The sequence below is a fragment of the Helicobacter sp. MIT 14-3879 genome (assembly GCF_003364125.1).
The window spans coordinates 68341-84269 of sequence record NZ_NXLP01000004.1 but is presented as its reverse complement, the minus strand read 5'-3'; the positions used below and the strand labels follow the sequence as shown (position 1 = coordinate 84269).

Below are 15929 nucleotides of genomic sequence, written 5' to 3'. Positions count from 1 at the left end.
TTTACACATTAAACCTAAAGTGTAAAATATCACCATCCTGAACAATATAATCTTTACCTTCACTCCTCATAGCTCCTGCTTCTTTTGCTCCTAATTCACCATTATATTTAATAAAATCTGTATAAGATATAGTCTCTGCACGAATAAAACCTTTTTCAAAATCATTATGTATAATAGCAGCAGCTTTAGGGGCTTTAGTGCCTTTATTAATTGTCCAAGAGCGGACTTCTTTTACTCCAGCAGTAAAATAGCTTATTAAATTGAGTGTTTCAAAACTAGTTTTTATAATTTGCTCTAATCCACTTTTCTCAACCCCAATACTTAATAGGAATTCTTTTTTTTCCTCATCACTCATATCAATCATTTCTTCTTCTAACTTAGCACATATTACTATGACCTTGCTATTATTTTTAGAAGCATACTGAATTAGACTGTCTAAATATTTACTCTCAAAATCTTCACTAACATTTGCACAATATATTACTTCTTTATTACTCAAAAATCTAAGCTCTTTATCAAGATTTCTAAACTCATCACTATCCTTATTTTTAAAGGTTTTTACAGGTTTGTTTTGTTCTAAATGCTCCTTTAATGTCATAGCACAAGATAAAATCTTTGCAGAATCTTTTGAGGCTTTAGCAGAGCGATTTAATCTATCAATTCTTTTTTCTAAAGTTTGTAAATCTGAAAAAAGCAACTCTAATTCTATAATTTCTATATCATTTATAGGGTTTATTTCCCTTTCAATGTGAGTAATATTACTATCTTCAAAACATCTAACAATATGCAAAATTGCATCTACTTCTTTTATATTTGCCAAGAATTGATTACCTAAACCCTCACCTTTACTTGCACCACGAACTAAACCTGCAATATCTACAAATTCTATTGTAGAGAATTGAATTTTTTTAGGATTAACTATTTTTGCTAACTCATCTATTCTAGAATCTGGAACTTGAATGATTGCCCTATTTGGCTCAATAGTACAAAAAGGATAGTTTGCAGCCTGTGCTTTTTGTGTTTTTGTAAGGGCGTTAAAAGTAGTAGATTTGCCTACATTTGGTAACCCTACAATTCCTACACTAAGCCCCATTATTAATACTCAAAATAAAATCAACGACACTTCTAACCCCTACACCACTTGCACCATATGGATTGACATCCCATTCTTTTTCTATAAATGCAGGACCTGCTATATCCAAATGTAACCAAGAATTTTTATACTCATCTCTTATAAATTTTCCTAAAAATAATCCTGCAGTAATTGCTCCACCATATCTACTAGATGATATATTTGAAATATCTGCATTTTTAGATTCTAATAGCTTTTCTAAATGTTTATTAAAAGGCAGAATTGCCATTAACTCACCACTTTTTAATGCAATATTTTCAAAGTCTCTCTTAAGCTTATCATTATAACCCATAATTCCACTACTAAATTCACCCAAAGCCACTACACAAGCACCTGTTAAAGTAGCTAAATCGATAATATAATCTGGCTTTAAATCCTGTGCATAAGAAAGGCAGTCTGCTAAAACTAATCTTCCCTCTGCATCAGTATTCTTAACCTCAACAGAAACTCCCTCTCTAGTATGTAAAATATCATCTGGCTTATAAGCATTTCCAGAAATAGCATTTTCAACTGCACCAATAATGCCACAAACTTCAACATTAGGTTTTAACTCTGCAATAGCTTTCATTATACCAAGCACAGCACAACCACCACTTTTATCTGCTTTCATAGTAGTCATATAATCTGCTGGTTTAAGGCTTAATCCACCTGTATCATAGGTTAAACCCTTACCAACCAACACTATCTTTGCTTTTGATTTTTTTGGCTTATATGAAAGCTGTATAAATCGTGGCTCATTTGGACTTGCAGATGCTACTGCTAATATTGCATTCATTTTTTCTTTTTTAAGAAATTTAATATCTCCTACATCACAAGAAATAGAATAATCTTTTGAAATATTCTTTGCAATATCTGCTAATTTTACAGGAGTGCAATCATTGGGAGGAGTATTTACAATTTCACGCACAAAATTAATGCTACTTGCCAATATTTTTGCTTTTTTAATTTCATCTACAAAATTACTAGATTCTATTATATAAATATCTTTTAAAGATTCTTTACTATTTTTTGTTTTATAAGTGTTAAATTCATAATCTCCAAGTAAGATTCCAAGCATTAGGGCATAATTTTTCTCCCTATTTCCAAAACCCTTAATTTTAATACTTTTAATATTATATTTCTTAAGATTTTTTATTAAAAAAGCACCAGCTTCACGGATAGAATCTATACTAAAATCATCTAATCCAATATAGAATCTAAAACTATCCTGTATAAATATGCTCTCTCCAGCCTTAAAGCTAAACCCCTGAATATCAAAAAACTTCTTTTCTTTTTGACTAATTTTACTATTTTTAGCAACAAAAAGCACTTCTAAATCTGCTTCTGCATTATTTTTAATATATAAATTCACATTTTCTCCTTTGTTTGTATTTCTTGACTTAATTTATCTAACCTTTTATCAACCCTCTTTGTTTGTGTTTTAAAATAATACCAAACTCCACCACTAAAAATAATAAGCAATATTAATAAAATATATGGATGGTTTTTAAACCATAACAAAAGCTCTAAAATATTCTTGCCAAAATAACAAGCTAACAATATAGTAATAGCTGCCCAAATCCACGCACTAATTAAATTAATAATAGCAAATTTAACTGCACTATACCTAGTAAGTCCTATGCTTATTGGGATAATAGTCCTCATACCATACATATAACGTTGAATAAAGATTATTGACCAACCATACTTTTGTAATAATAAATGAGCTAATGCAAGCTTTCGTCTTTGACTAGAAAATTTCTTTTGAATATTACTTTTATTAAATCTTCCTAAATAAAAATATATTTGATCTCCTGTAAATCCACCAAGTCCAGCTATAAAAATTGCTAAAAATACATTTAAATCTCCTGTATGAGCAGCAATTCCAGCAAAAATCAACCCTAACTCACCTTCTAAAATGCTCCATACAAAAAGTATTAAATAACCCCAATCTTGAATATACTTACCCCATAAATCAATAATAAAATCTTCTATTCCCATTAAATATCCAATACATTAAAAACTTTTGTCTTCTTTTCTATCTCTTTAATACTATCAAATTCATTCAATCTTAAAATAAAACAAGCCTCTACACAAACTCCACCAACTGCATTTATTAAATTAATACTAGCCTTTGCTGTCCCACCTGTGGCTATTAAATCATCAAGTAATAAAACTCTTGAATTTTTTTTACCTCCAAATGCATCTATGTGAATCTCCATTTCATCAAATCCATATTCTAAAGAGTATTTTTCACTAACAGTTGTAAATGGTAATTTACCTTTCTTTCTAATAGGAACAAAACCAATTCCCAAGCTATAAGCAAGGGCTGAAGCAAATATAAAACCTCTACTTTCTATTCCTGCTATAAAATCTAATTTTTCATTTTTATATCTATTGTGCAAAAATTCAATTAATTCAAAAAAGATCTCTCCATTACCAATTATTGTGGTAATATCATAGAATAAAATACCCTCTTTAGGATAATCTGGAACTTTCCTAATAGAAGTTAATAGTTTTTGCTTATCCATAGTTATGCCTTTAATTTAAATTTAAAGAAGAGCTTCAATTTTTTGTTCTAATTCTCTTATTCTAGTTTTATATTTATCACTCTCAATCTTATATTGTGAATTACGTTGCTTTAAAGCTTTGATTTCATTTTTCATTGTATTCATTTCTTCAGTTAAAATATCAATATTGCCTAAGGCTCTTTGTAATTGTAATTGATGTTTTCGTATTAGTATTTCTGCTTCGTGAAGCGTTAGTTTAATAGAGGCAGAAGTTTTTTCTTCTCTTTGTGCTATATTTTTATAAAAAAAAGTTTTTATAATCATAAATAAAACAAATAAAATAAATGCTGTCAATAAAAACCACTGTGCAATTTCTGAAGCCATATTTTATAATTCCCAAAATAAAAGTGTATAATTCTAACACAAATACACTAAATTATTAGAATCTTTATATCTATTTGCCTAATTTTTATAAAAATTATTATTTAAAAAAATATTAAATCTATCTATAAAATTTTTATTATCTTTTTTATAAAATGGCATTCCATTTAAAATCACATTCATTCTATAATCTTTACTCACAATAGGTTTTCTAGTAAGCAAGTTTTCTAAAAATTCTTCTTTCCATTTATCATTTAATTCTATATGCTCTCCCTTTGCTTCAATAATACATTGGCAAATAATAGAATCTTCATTGTTTCTATTACCTATGAAATAAAAGTCTGGCTCAAACCTAGCAGCATAGTTTATATTTTGACTGCCATTGTCTAAAAACTTCCTATCATCATACAATACAAGCTCACTAAATCTCTCATTTCTAATTATAAGCCACTTACTAAAACTCTCGCTTATTCTATCTTTATTGCTTTCAATAAAGTCTAAAAAATCTTTTTCTAATTTATTTCCTACAAATTTATCAAAAATAAACCATTCATATGAAATATTACAAATTCCGCTATCTAACTTCTCTCCAAAAATCTCTTTATCATCAATTAAACTTAAAGGCTTAAGCTCCCAACTTCCAACTTCATAGGAATCTAGCTCTCTACAAAAATTATCTTTAAAATTATCTAACACAAACTTAGCTATTTTTAGCTTTATTTTTGGATTATTTATAATCTGGCGAGAATGAAGTTTAATATTTAGTTTAAATAAATATTTTTTTATAAATTCCTCCCTTGATTTAATGTCAAATTTCTTAGCCAAAGTCTTAAAACTATAAATACTATTTGGTGTATTCATAGCCTTTAAAATAATATTTATAGGTATAGAATCAAAACTAAAATCTTTATAATAGTCTCTACTTGAATGTAAATCTTGTTTCATTAAATCATCTTCTATTACACCTTTTACTTCCATAAGTGGAATTTGTAAATAATTAGTTTTAGAAATAATATTTTTAATTGTAGATTCTTTAAATAAAAGATTATTACTTGATATTTTATACAAGCTATTTGTTGCAAAATAAGCTTTTTTATAAAAACTACTCTCTTTAATGCCTTTTTTTAAACGCATAATAACTTTCTTTTTAGGTGGCTGCAATCCTAATTCTATTAGCTCTGAACTAAGCTTATTTATAAATTCATTTTCGCTTGCAGCATGGTAGCTCAAAGTCTCTAACGCCCTAAGTGGAGTAATATCACAATCAAACTTTCTTTTGTATTCTCTCTCTTTTCCTCCAAAATTATCTAAAATAAATGGAAAATACCTAGCACCCCTACCAATTAGCTGTGCTTCTTTAGTACTCTCTTTTATCGCCCCAATATTTAGCCTAACAATATCAAATAAATTTAACACATCCCAGCCCTCATTAAGCTTATCTACTGCAAAAATTGCACGAATAGGGTTATCCTTAGATTCTAAAGAATTCAATAGTATTTGCTGTTTTTGTAAGTCTTCATTATTATTTACATTTAAAATACTAAATTTATTAAACAATGATTTTATATTCTCACAAATCATACTACTACTAATATTTTTTGCCCTAAAAAATTCTCTTGCATTATAAAAAAGAGCTTCTATATCATCTTCATTTTTAGAAAGCTTTGCATAACTCTCTAAAAATTCCTCTATTAAATTAGAATCTAATCTTTCTATGAATCTTAAAAATTCTTCTTCATTCTCTTTAGATTCTGATATTTTAATACTCTTAAATAAAATCACAGGCTTTAGAAAAATATTATGCTCTTTTGCTAGAAGCTGACGATATAGATTTAAAATCACACTTCCTAAAAATCTCTCTTCTTTCTCAAGTCCATTATATTTTAGTAAAAATATTCTTTTACTAAAACCATCATTATGAAATTCTTTTAAATCATATTTAAAAATTATTTTATCACTATATTTTTCTAATACAGAATCATATTTTGGTATAGTAGCTGAAAACTCTAGCATTAGATTTTTAGGATTCTTAAGAAATGCTTTATTGATTATTATTTCCCAATTTTCTTTTAGCTCCCTTTCATTATTATTTTTAGTATTTGCATTTAGATGATGTGCCTCATCTGCTAAAAATACAACTTCTCTATTCTCAAAATCCTCTAAAGAAATAGCATTTTCCCTCTCTTCTTTAAGGGTATTAAAAAGCCCTTGAATGCTAGAAAACATAATATTTATGCAATCTTTTCTACTATCAAAAAAATTATTTATAACATTAATTTTAACAAGAGTAGAATCTAGCATTATTTGCTCTTTAAAGAGGTATTTTAGAGATTTACTATCACAAAAATTTACCTTAGTTTTTTCTAAAATGCTTAAAGAATTTACAAAAAATATAAAATCTCTATAACCCCTCTTATAGCAGTCAAGCATTAAAGCTGCCATTATTAGCGTCTTCCCACTACCTGTTGCCATATTAAACATAAGGTGATTTACATTTGGCTTTTGCCTTTGAAGCAAGTATTGTTTTAGGGCTGTGATTTGATATTCTCTTAATTCCTTAGAAAGATTATCTTTAATATAGCTTGGAATCTCCATATCATTATATTTTAATGCTACTGCTAATTCATCACTTAAAGTTTTATTCATCTTCACCCTCATTATAAAATACTTTATTAAGATTTATAGTCTCTTTATTTATTTCATAGCTTATATCTTCTAAATCATCTAAAGGGATATAATCCATATTAGAATCTAGGGCTTTAAGTAAAAATTTCTTTTTAGATTCTAAGTCTAGCTCTATAAACTCTGTATCTTTTAATATCTCTTTTAAATCTATCCTATAATCTAAAAATGCCTTTTGCCTTAAGTCTTTATAAATAGATTCTAAATCTAGACAATCATTGATTTTTAAAATTTTTTCTTTATAGATTGCATTTAGTGGCATTAGTTCAAAGTAAATAAAAGAATTAGCATAATCTAAATTTTGATTTAAAAGGGCTTGTGGATTCCACCCTACACTTTTAGAAACCCCTCCTTGCTCTCCATTTACTACCTTTTTAAGCCTCTCTTTTGTAATAGATTTAATATAATCCATTTGTTCAATCCCTATCCATCTACGATTCATTTTGTGAGCCACAGCTAAAGTCGTGCCACTCCCTGCAAAAAAGTCCATAACTAAATCTCCCTCTTTAGTAGATATTTCAATAATACGTTTTAGCAAGGCTTCAGGCTTAGGGGTAGCAAAAAGTGTGGTATTTTGCATTTGATTCTCTATATTATCATCATAAAGGAATTTAACTGCTGAAGAATTTTTATTTATAAAATCCTTAGATATTTCACTTTGCTTAATATCGCATCTCTCTTGACTTAAATCTCTTTTTTTAAGAGGGACAAGGGGGGCTTGAATTACGAAGTCGCTCCCATTATCCCCCTTTTTATCCCCAAAACCCCGGACAACGCCTTTTTGACTGTGGGTAGCAAAAAGAGCTTTAATTTCATTTGTTGCCTTAATATTTGTCGTAACTCCGCATTCTGCATTTAAAATATTACTAATTTTTATTTCTCTATCATCAGCCCTAATATATCTCATTGAAAATTCATTGCTTTTAATAATAAAACAAGTCCCACTGTTTACTTCTTCATTAAGCTTATTTTGTGTCCATTTAAATTTAGCTTTTATTTGTATTTGATTTTTATTTTTTCCATTTTCTATATAAAGTGTATCTATTAATTCCATTTTATTAAATTTATTAGCTTCAATTTTTCCTGTCAATGTTTTAAATATTATTGTGTTTTTGGGAAATTCTAAAATCCTTTCTACATTCACTTCATTTAAAATTGGAAAATCTTGTCCGCCTTTAGTAAAATCTCCATTAAAGTCAAAAATATATTTTATTTTTTCATAACACAAAATATACTCTGTTTTTATTCTAACTCTAGACAAACTATTGCTTGTTTTCTCCCACACAAAACACGTAATAAAATTCTCTCGTCCAAAAATCTCATCCATTAGTACTTTTAAGTAGGCTTGTTCATTATCATCACATTGCACAAAAATCACTCCATCATCTCTCAAAAACTCCCTTGCAATTTCAAGACGATTTTTCATAAATGTAAGCCAAGTTGAGTGATTAAAATTATCATTATAATTAAAGCTATCATTGCCTGTATTATAGGGTGGGTCTATGTAGATAAGCTTTACCTTGCCATAAATATCTTTTCTTTTTTTTAGAGTATGAAGTGCTAGGAGATTATTGCCTTTTATTAAAAAATTTGACTTATTAGAAATTTTTAAGTAACTTTTAAGTTTATCTTGTTGGGGGGGGGCGGAGCAGAATCCAAATTAGAATCTTTAGTAGCAAAATTATATAATTCAAAATTACATAAAACTTTAGGTTCATACAACCTATCTATTTCATCACTAGCTAAAATCTCATTAAAAAATATTTCTTTAGATTTTTCTTCATCTTTGCTTTGAGCACCTTTTAAGATACAATCTTTAAATGCAAAGTTTAGCACTACATTAGTTTGATTTCTTAAAAAACTACTATCACTAAGCCCTATTTTATTAGAATATTTTGTATAGGATTTATTAAGTAAATGTATATTTAAAAATTCTAAAAAATTATCTTTTAAAAAGATTAGATTAGAATCTACTTTTATAAAAAATTTATCTTTAATCTTTGGAATTTTACTTAAGAATGCTAATACCCTAGAATTATTATTTATTACCTCAATCTTTGCTTCTTGCAAACTACCAAATTCTTCTTCAATTCTCTTTAATATATTTTCCAAATATTTCTCCATTTTTTAGATCTAAAAGGTTGTAGCAATAACAACCTTTTATGTAAAATAAATTATACTTTATTATCAAGCAGTCCTTGCTCCCTCATCGCCTCATAGATTTTATCATAGCCTCTAAGCTCTGCTTCACCTACTCTTTTCCATTCATTTAAACCCTCCATTGCCATCATTTTAGCAATAATTGCATCATTCTTGCATTCATTTTGACTTAAAAGCATTTGACAAAACCCCTCTGCCTCTCCAAAATCAGGCATTACAGAAAAATTACAATGACAATATCCCGGCGAACTCCAAAAACTCTCAATCTCTGGGTAGCTACCCTCTTGCAAAATTCTTATCCAAGTGCTTGAGCCAATGCTCCCTGCATCAAGCTCACCCTTTTTAATTTTATCTAAAATATCAAATTCACTTCTACCTGTATCGCCGTGTTTGCCTACATCATTATTATGTCGAACAATACAAAGAGAAGTAGCTTTCATTTCATCACCTCTACCTCTGCCGCACTCATCAGGGGAATTAAACTCTATTATATTTAAATCTATCCCATTTCTTTGTAGATAATACAGCCCCATAATTGCAGCTTGTGCAGAATCTAAACTTCCTAAGCCAAATGTCCTGCCTTTTAAATCACTTAAATTTTTAATCCCACTATCTTTGCGAGTAATAAACTTTGTTGTAAATCCAATATCTGTATCACGCATTAAGAGTGCTTTAGCTTGATTATCAGTTGTATAAAGTGTGCGAATCCACGCTACATTTGTATTCCAAGCAATATCAATATGCCCTTTTAGAAGAGAATCTACTTGTCTTTCATAATTACTAAAAAGCACATAATCAAGCTTATATCCATAGGCATTAGAGTAATCACGGATAATGTCCCATATAGGCACTACTTTAGGATCATATGCTACCGCCCCTAAAAGTATCGTTTTCATTTTAATCCCTCCTTATTTTACAATTGCTTCACCTAGCCACACTTTAAGCACATCAAGACTAGGAGCCATAACTTGACTAGCAAGAGAATCTCGCAAATATCGTTCTAACGGTAAAAGCTTACTATAAGCTTTCCCTCCTCCAAGCTTCATTGCAAGCGTGCAAGCCTCCATTACATTATATGTAGCATTAATGCGACAAGCAAATATTTTAGAGGCAAAATCATTTTCTTTAGCATCAAAGCTTCTAGCTGCTTCTTGCACAAGGGCAAAACTACTTTGAACTTTAGTATAAATTTCTGCTAAATGGATTCTAACCATTTCTATATCAGCTAAACTTTTTCCATCTGTATAGGTTCTATTTTTACAATGATTAAGAACACAATCATAAGCTGCCTTCCCCAGCCCGCTATATACTGCACCTAATCCTGTAACAAAAATCATTGCTACAAGCCCAGCTTGATTTTCTCCATCGCCCTCTTTTCCTACTAGATATTTATCCTCAAGCTCTACACCATTATATTGCACGGGTTTAGAGGAATTACCCCTCATTCCTAACCCATCCCAAACGCCTTCTTCGTGAATAAGATTTGGAGAATCTTTACTCACTAGCCAATTATTTTTACCACCTTTTACCTTACAAGAATTAGTATAAGTTAAGTAATAATCAGCATTTTGTGCAGAAGTTACAAAGCTTTTGCGACCCTTTAAGATTCTCTTACCATTTCTTTCCTCTTCTATAATATCTGGAAGATTAAAATGTGTACCTGAGCTACTTTCACTATAAGCTAGGGCTAAAGCAATTTCACCCTTAGCAATTTTGGGTAAAAATTCTTTTTTTAATTCCTCACTACCAAAAGCCTCTAAACACGCTACGGCAGTATTGTGCATCATATAACAAAGTGCACTTGAGGCATCAAATTGAGCAAGATTATAACACGCAATAGCATGTTCCTTATCACCTCCACCTAAACCGCCATAACCTTTTGAAACAAGTAAGCCCATATAACCTTGTTTGCGAAGCTCATCATATGCTTCTTTTGGGAATCTACCTGTTTTATCTACATCTTCTGTAATGGGTAAAATATGGGTTTTCCCAAATGATTGGGTATAAGATTCAAGATTTTCTAAATTTAACATTAATTTTCCTTTGTGTTATATTTTTGTATGGTAAATCACACGGATTTCTAAACAAATAGCCTTTTAAAACCTCTTTAAAGATTAAAACTTAGAAGTTTATAAGCTACCTTTTTCACACGGAAAACTTAAGGCAAATATTGTGGCACATTTTAATTAAAATTTACATAAATTCTTACATAAAATTAGGTGTGTGTGCCTTACTTAACTCATTAGCAAGTTCTTCATCAATTCCACATTCTATTAATCTTTTAGTGCGATTTTTCTCCATTTTAGCTTTTAACTCCTCTACTGCGTCTAATCCACGCTGAATTTGTGCAGGACTATCGCCTCCACCTGCAAAAATCGCTAATGTTTCAATAAGAAGGCTAGATTCTCCGCTTAACTCATCAAGATAAGCTTTGCGTCTAAATACCGCCTCTTTAATTCGCTCTATTCTGTAAGGATTATTAGAGAGTGTATTTTTAACATTATTCATTCCATAGGCAACATGACGCGATTCGTCTCTTTTAGCAAGATTCAAGAGCTTCTTTGTTGGCTCATCTTGGGCATAAGATTCTAAAAATCCAAGTAAATCAATAAATGTTCCCTCACCCATAATATGGAGTAAAAAACTAGATTTAAAGTAATCATCTTCTTTAAAAAGTGTATATAAGCTTTGCTGTGTGTTTTGGCTAGAGTATTGCACCCCTAAGCCCGTGGCAATTGCCCTTTTAGTAAAGACTTCAATATGTCTTGCCTCATCGCCAATAATACTAGAAAGTAACAGAGGCACTTCTGTGTAATAAGGAGAAACTTGTGGTAAAAATTTTGCAGGAACATAAAGGGCTGAAAATTCATTCTCAACTAAATAAGTCATAATCTGTGCGATAGCAAACTCCATTTTAGGATCATATTCTCCCACTTCACTCCACGCAATATCACTGCTTGCATTCCATTGAGAAAACTTAGAATCCTCATAAATTCTTTTAAGATTCTCGCTCCAAACATCATTTTTAGCACTTAGTTCAAAATAATAAGGAACACTTGTGCTCTCTACACTAACGCCTCTAGGGGCTAATCCATGCTCTTTAGGTGATATCATAGAGGGATTTAGAGTTTGAAATAAAACCTCTTCTTTATTTGGAAGAGATGGAAAATGCGTATTAGAATGTTTTTTAATCTTATATGAGTAGCAATGTGGTAAGATTGATTTTCCTAAAAAAACTTCTCCCTTAAAACGACACCAAGATTCTAAATCACTCTCTAATTTATCATAATCGCTTACAATCTCCACAATATCACCTTTTAAAGAGAGTAAAAGAGCATTTTCAAGACGCAAGAAAAAAAGCTTGCCTAAAGGGATATGTCCCATAAAAATAGAGGAATAATGCTTCATAATAAACCTACCAATTCTTTTGCTTTATCATAAGTGGATTTAGCAAGAGGACGCACAGACTCTACTCCATCATTTAAGATATTTAAAACATAATCTTTATTATCTTGCAATCTCTTATATTCTTCTCTAAAAGGAGAAAGAACTTCAATTAACACATCTATTAATGTATTTTTAAATTCTCCATATCCCTTTCCTTCAAATTCACTCTCTATTTGTATCCTACTTTTAGCACTTAATGTCTCATAAATACCAAGTAGATTATATAGCCCCACTCTACTCTCATCAAAAACTATATTTGAATTAGAGTCTGTTGTTGCTTTTTTTATCTTTCTTTTTATTTCATCATTACTATCAAGTAAAAAAATAGCGTGATTAGGAGATTTGATACTTTTACTCATCTTAACTTTTGGATTATCTAGCCCCATAACCCTAGCTCCCTCTTGCAAAATAAGCGGTTCTGGAACTTTAAAGCACTTTCCATAATCTTTATTAAACTTAATTGCGACATTTCTAGCAAGCTCAATATGTTGTTTTTGGTCACTTCCTGTGGGAACTAAATCAACTTGATAAAGCAAAATATCCGCTGCCATAAGTGCAGGATAATTAAAAAGCCCCACATTAATATTTCTAGGATTCTTGGAAGACTTGTCTTTAAATTGAGTCATTCTACTCATATCACCCATTTGTATATTACAATCAAGTATCCACGCTAATGCAGGATGCTCATCAATATTACTTTGAATAAAAAGTGAAGATTTCTTAGGGCTAATGCCACAAGCAAGAAGCATACAAGCTAAGTTTATAGTCTGCTCTTTTAATATATTTGGGTCTTGTTTAATTGTTATAGCGTGAGAATTAACTATACAAAAGATATTTTTATATTTATCTTGCATATCTACCCAATTCTTAATTGCCCCTAAATAATTTCCTAAATGGATATTTCCTGTGGGTTGTATTCCTGAAAAAACAATCTTTTTATCCAAGCTTTACCTCCTTAATATAAATTGCTTTTATATCATCTTAATTTTTACAAATAAGACCTCAAAATCTGCTTCTAAAAAAGGATATTCAAATTTTAGCCTTTTTTTATCATAAAATGATAAATTCCCACCACCTAATAATCCGCAACCTCTTAAATATAAAAAATATTCATCTCTATTTTTAAAAACCTTTTTAAAGCTCATAATTTTAGATTGAAAAATAAAATATTTACTTAATATAGTTTCTAAATCATAACTACTTAAAAGAGGAGATTTTGTACCCAAAAAATTATGAAGATTGTTTAAACTTTTATTTGTAAAAAATGAAAATGCTAAATATTTAAAATTATTAGAATCTTTAATATTTTTCAAAATAACTTCTAAATTAGTTGCCCAATGAAGTGCTGATGAGGAGATTAATAAATCAAATTTTTGATTAAATATAAAATTTTCAAAATTACATTCTCTTAATTCAATATTCTTTATATTTGAAAGTTTTGTTGGATGCAAAGCAAGCATTGTGGGGGAATTATCAATAGCTAATAAGTAATCTAAGTTAAAATCTAAATTCTTAGCAATATTGCCACTTCCAGCACCTAAATCAAGCACTGTTCTAATATTCTTATAATCAAAAAATAAAAGCAAGATTCTAGCAATATCATTTTGAATATCGCAGTTTTTTAGGTATTCTTTTGCCCTCTTATTAAAGGAATGTCTCATATTAGATTAATTTTATCAATCCTTTGCTTATGCCTCCCACCTTCAAATGAGGTCTCTAAAAATACTCTAATAATATCACTTACTATACCAAAGCCTAATATCCTCTCTCCAAGGCAGAGGATATTTGCATCATTATGAGCTCTTGCATATTTTGCCATATATTCATTAACACATAGTGCAGCACGAATACCTTTAAAACGATTTGCCATTATAGACATTCCTATTCCACTACCACATATTAAAATTCCTAAACTATTTTCATTTGCCAATACTTCTTTACAAGCAAGAGATGCGTAATCAGGGTAATCTACTTTTATATTATCCTGTGGAAATATATTAATTAGTTTTGTAATTTTGGTATTTTTTGATAAAAATTCTAAAACCTCTTTTGCCAAAGCTAACCCAGCGTGATCGCAGCCTATAATACAAGTCATCTTATTTCCTTCATATTAATATATTAATTAGAAATTTTATTGGAATAAATATGATATTACTTAGCGGCTCTATTAGTAGTATTAACATTAATATTATTATTCCAAATCTCTCAATTTTATTAAAAAATATAGGAATAAAATCAATATTAAACTTTAATGATAAATATCCCAATGCTTGTGAGCCATCTAGGGGTGGTATAGGTAAAAGATTAAACACAGCTAAAACTATATTATAAACTACCAAGTAGTATAAAAAATAAAAAAAGATTTTACTTAATATTCCATCTTCTGCACTAAATAATAATTTAATTAATATTGCAGCAAGTATAGCCAATAATAAGTTATACAAAACTCCAGCAAGAGAAACAAAAATTGCTCCATTATAATCACCATTTTTAATAACCTCTCTAATATCTACAGGGACAGGTTTTGCCCAGCCAAATAAAAATGGGGCTTGGAGTAAAAATAATCCAAATGGAAGTAATATTGAGCCAAATAAATCAATATGTTTTAATGGATTGATAGTTAATCTTCCTTGTAATTTTGCAGTATCATCACCATATTTTAATGCAACTAGTCCGTGCATTATTTCGTGCCCTATTATTGCAACAAGAAGTGCTAAAATCTTAATTATTAATGCAAATATTAACATACCAAATTCAGGCATCTATTTAAGCTCGGATAAATCAGGTTCATAGTCTTTAGATGAATTTTTCTTTGCTAATTCCTCTAAACCATCAACACTCTTAAACATCCTCTCCCAACGAATTTTATAAATATATTTATTGCCTAATTTAGCCTCATTACTATTTGCAAGATTTAGGCTAAAGTATATAAACCAAGGAGAACCTATAATATCTTTATATGGAACAGAACCCCAAAATCTAGAATCCTCACTTCCATCTCTATTATCTCCTACCATAAAAAATTTATCATCTTCTACCTTATAATAAAAGAATTTTTCTCCATCATCATCCTTAAAACTACTCATAACAGCCCCATCAAGATTAACAAGTCTATCATATGCAACATTGTTATTTGGATTATAATGTATGCCTTTGTAAGTATCCATTAAAGGGTTATGAACAAATCTTTTACCAAAAAAACTCTTAATTTCATAACCCTTAAAATGCTCATCAATATAGCTATCTCCCTCATTTGGACGTAAATATAATCCATCTTTTCTCATAATAACCTCATCACCACCAACACCAAATGTTCGTTTTACAAAATAAATTTTTTCTAAATGTGGGGGGATAAAAATTACAATATCACCTCTAGCAGGGCGACGTCCTTCTATAATATGTCCATTTCCATTAAAATCAGGCAACACAGGGATTTCAATCCAAGGGATTCTAGGAATAGGAATTCCATAAGTAAATTTCTTAACGAATAATAAATCTCCTTCATAAAGGGTATTTACCATTGAACGAGAGGGTATTACAAAGGCTTGAGCAATAAAAAATACTACAAAAAGAACTATAACTATAGTTCCAACCCAAGTAGTTGAAAAATAATATAAATTAATAAAAAATTTTTTCAT

16 protein-coding genes are annotated in these 15929 nt (G+C 29.6%); all 16 read right to left on the bottom strand.

Features of this window, described 5'->3' with window-relative positions:
• Nucleotide 1: 1 nt before the first annotated feature.
• The 16 genes from ychF to lepB all read right to left on the bottom strand — a co-directional run bounded on the left by ychF (nt 2) and on the right by lepB (nt 15929).
• Nucleotides 2-1093, bottom strand: coding sequence for a redox-regulated ATPase YchF (gene ychF / locus CQA44_RS04430; RefSeq protein WP_115546082.1), 1092 nt, complete (start codon nt 1091-1093; stop codon nt 2-4).
• The gene (locus CQA44_RS04425; RefSeq protein WP_115546081.1) at nt 1083-2483 is read right to left on the bottom strand and encodes a leucyl aminopeptidase; all 1401 of its coding nucleotides are present in this window, start codon (nt 2481-2483) and stop codon (nt 1083-1085) included. Before CQA44_RS04425 ends, ychF begins: the two co-directional genes overlap by 11 nt.
• Entirely contained in the window at nt 2480-3106 is a 627-nt protein-coding gene (locus CQA44_RS04420; RefSeq protein ID WP_115546116.1) for a DedA family protein, read from the bottom strand. The genes CQA44_RS04425 and CQA44_RS04420 overlap by 4 nt, the downstream gene beginning before the upstream one ends.
• Nucleotides 3107-3111: 5 nt before the next feature.
• Nucleotides 3112-3642 carry an adenine phosphoribosyltransferase gene (apt, locus tag CQA44_RS04415; protein ID WP_115546080.1) on the bottom strand — a complete coding sequence of 177 codons (531 nt, stop codon included), beginning with the start codon at nt 3640-3642 and terminating at the stop codon, nt 3112-3114.
• Nucleotides 3643-3663: 21 nt separating this feature from the next.
• Nucleotides 3664-4005: a hypothetical protein gene (locus tag CQA44_RS04410; protein ID WP_115546079.1), complete on the bottom strand. Its 342-nt coding sequence runs from the start codon at nt 4003-4005 to the stop codon at nt 3664-3666.
• A gap of 78 nt (nt 4006-4083) precedes the next feature.
• On the bottom strand, nt 4084-6648 hold the full coding sequence (locus CQA44_RS04405; RefSeq protein ID WP_181881777.1) for a DEAD/DEAH box helicase family protein: 2565 nt from the start codon (nt 6646-6648) through the stop codon (nt 4084-4086).
• Nucleotides 6641-8188, bottom strand: coding sequence for a site-specific DNA-methyltransferase (locus CQA44_RS04400; protein WP_258864900.1), 1548 nt, complete (start codon nt 8186-8188; stop codon nt 6641-6643). Before CQA44_RS04400 ends, CQA44_RS04405 begins: the two co-directional genes overlap by 8 nt.
• Before the next feature lie 104 nt (nt 8189-8292).
• Complete coding sequence (locus tag CQA44_RS04395; protein WP_181881776.1) at nt 8293-8796, bottom strand: site-specific DNA-methyltransferase; 504 nt, start codon at nt 8794-8796, stop codon at nt 8293-8295.
• A 62-nt stretch (nt 8797-8858) separates the two neighbouring features.
• A complete protein-coding gene (locus CQA44_RS04390) occupies nt 8859-9740 on the bottom strand; it encodes a phosphate/phosphite/phosphonate ABC transporter substrate-binding protein (protein WP_115546075.1) in 882 nt (293 codons plus the stop codon).
• Between the two features lie 12 nt (nt 9741-9752).
• Nucleotides 9753-10877, bottom strand: a complete 1125-nt coding sequence (locus CQA44_RS04385) for an acyl-CoA dehydrogenase family protein (RefSeq protein ID WP_115546074.1) — start codon at nt 10875-10877, stop codon at nt 9753-9755.
• 172 nt (nt 10878-11049) lie between these two features.
• Nucleotides 11050-12252: a ferritin-like domain-containing protein gene (locus tag CQA44_RS04380; protein WP_115546073.1), complete on the bottom strand. Its 1203-nt coding sequence runs from the start codon at nt 12250-12252 to the stop codon at nt 11050-11052.
• Entirely contained in the window at nt 12249-13235 is a 987-nt protein-coding gene (gene trpS, locus CQA44_RS04375; protein WP_115546072.1) for a tryptophan--tRNA ligase, read from the bottom strand. Before trpS ends, CQA44_RS04380 begins: the two co-directional genes overlap by 4 nt.
• Before the next feature lie 27 nt (nt 13236-13262).
• Nucleotides 13263-13952: a methyltransferase domain-containing protein gene (locus tag CQA44_RS04370; RefSeq protein WP_115546071.1), complete on the bottom strand. Its 690-nt coding sequence runs from the start codon at nt 13950-13952 to the stop codon at nt 13263-13265.
• Nucleotides 13949-14386, bottom strand: a complete 438-nt coding sequence (gene rpiB, locus CQA44_RS04365; RefSeq protein WP_115546070.1) for a ribose 5-phosphate isomerase B — start codon at nt 14384-14386, stop codon at nt 13949-13951. The genes CQA44_RS04370 and rpiB overlap by 4 nt, the downstream gene beginning before the upstream one ends.
• A gap of 10 nt (nt 14387-14396) precedes the next feature.
• Nucleotides 14397-15053, bottom strand: coding sequence for a site-2 protease family protein (locus CQA44_RS04360; RefSeq protein ID WP_258864895.1), 657 nt, complete (start codon nt 15051-15053; stop codon nt 14397-14399).
• Nucleotides 15054-15929, bottom strand: coding sequence for a signal peptidase I (lepB, locus tag CQA44_RS04355; protein ID WP_115546069.1), 876 nt, complete (start codon nt 15927-15929; stop codon nt 15054-15056). It lies immediately after the preceding gene.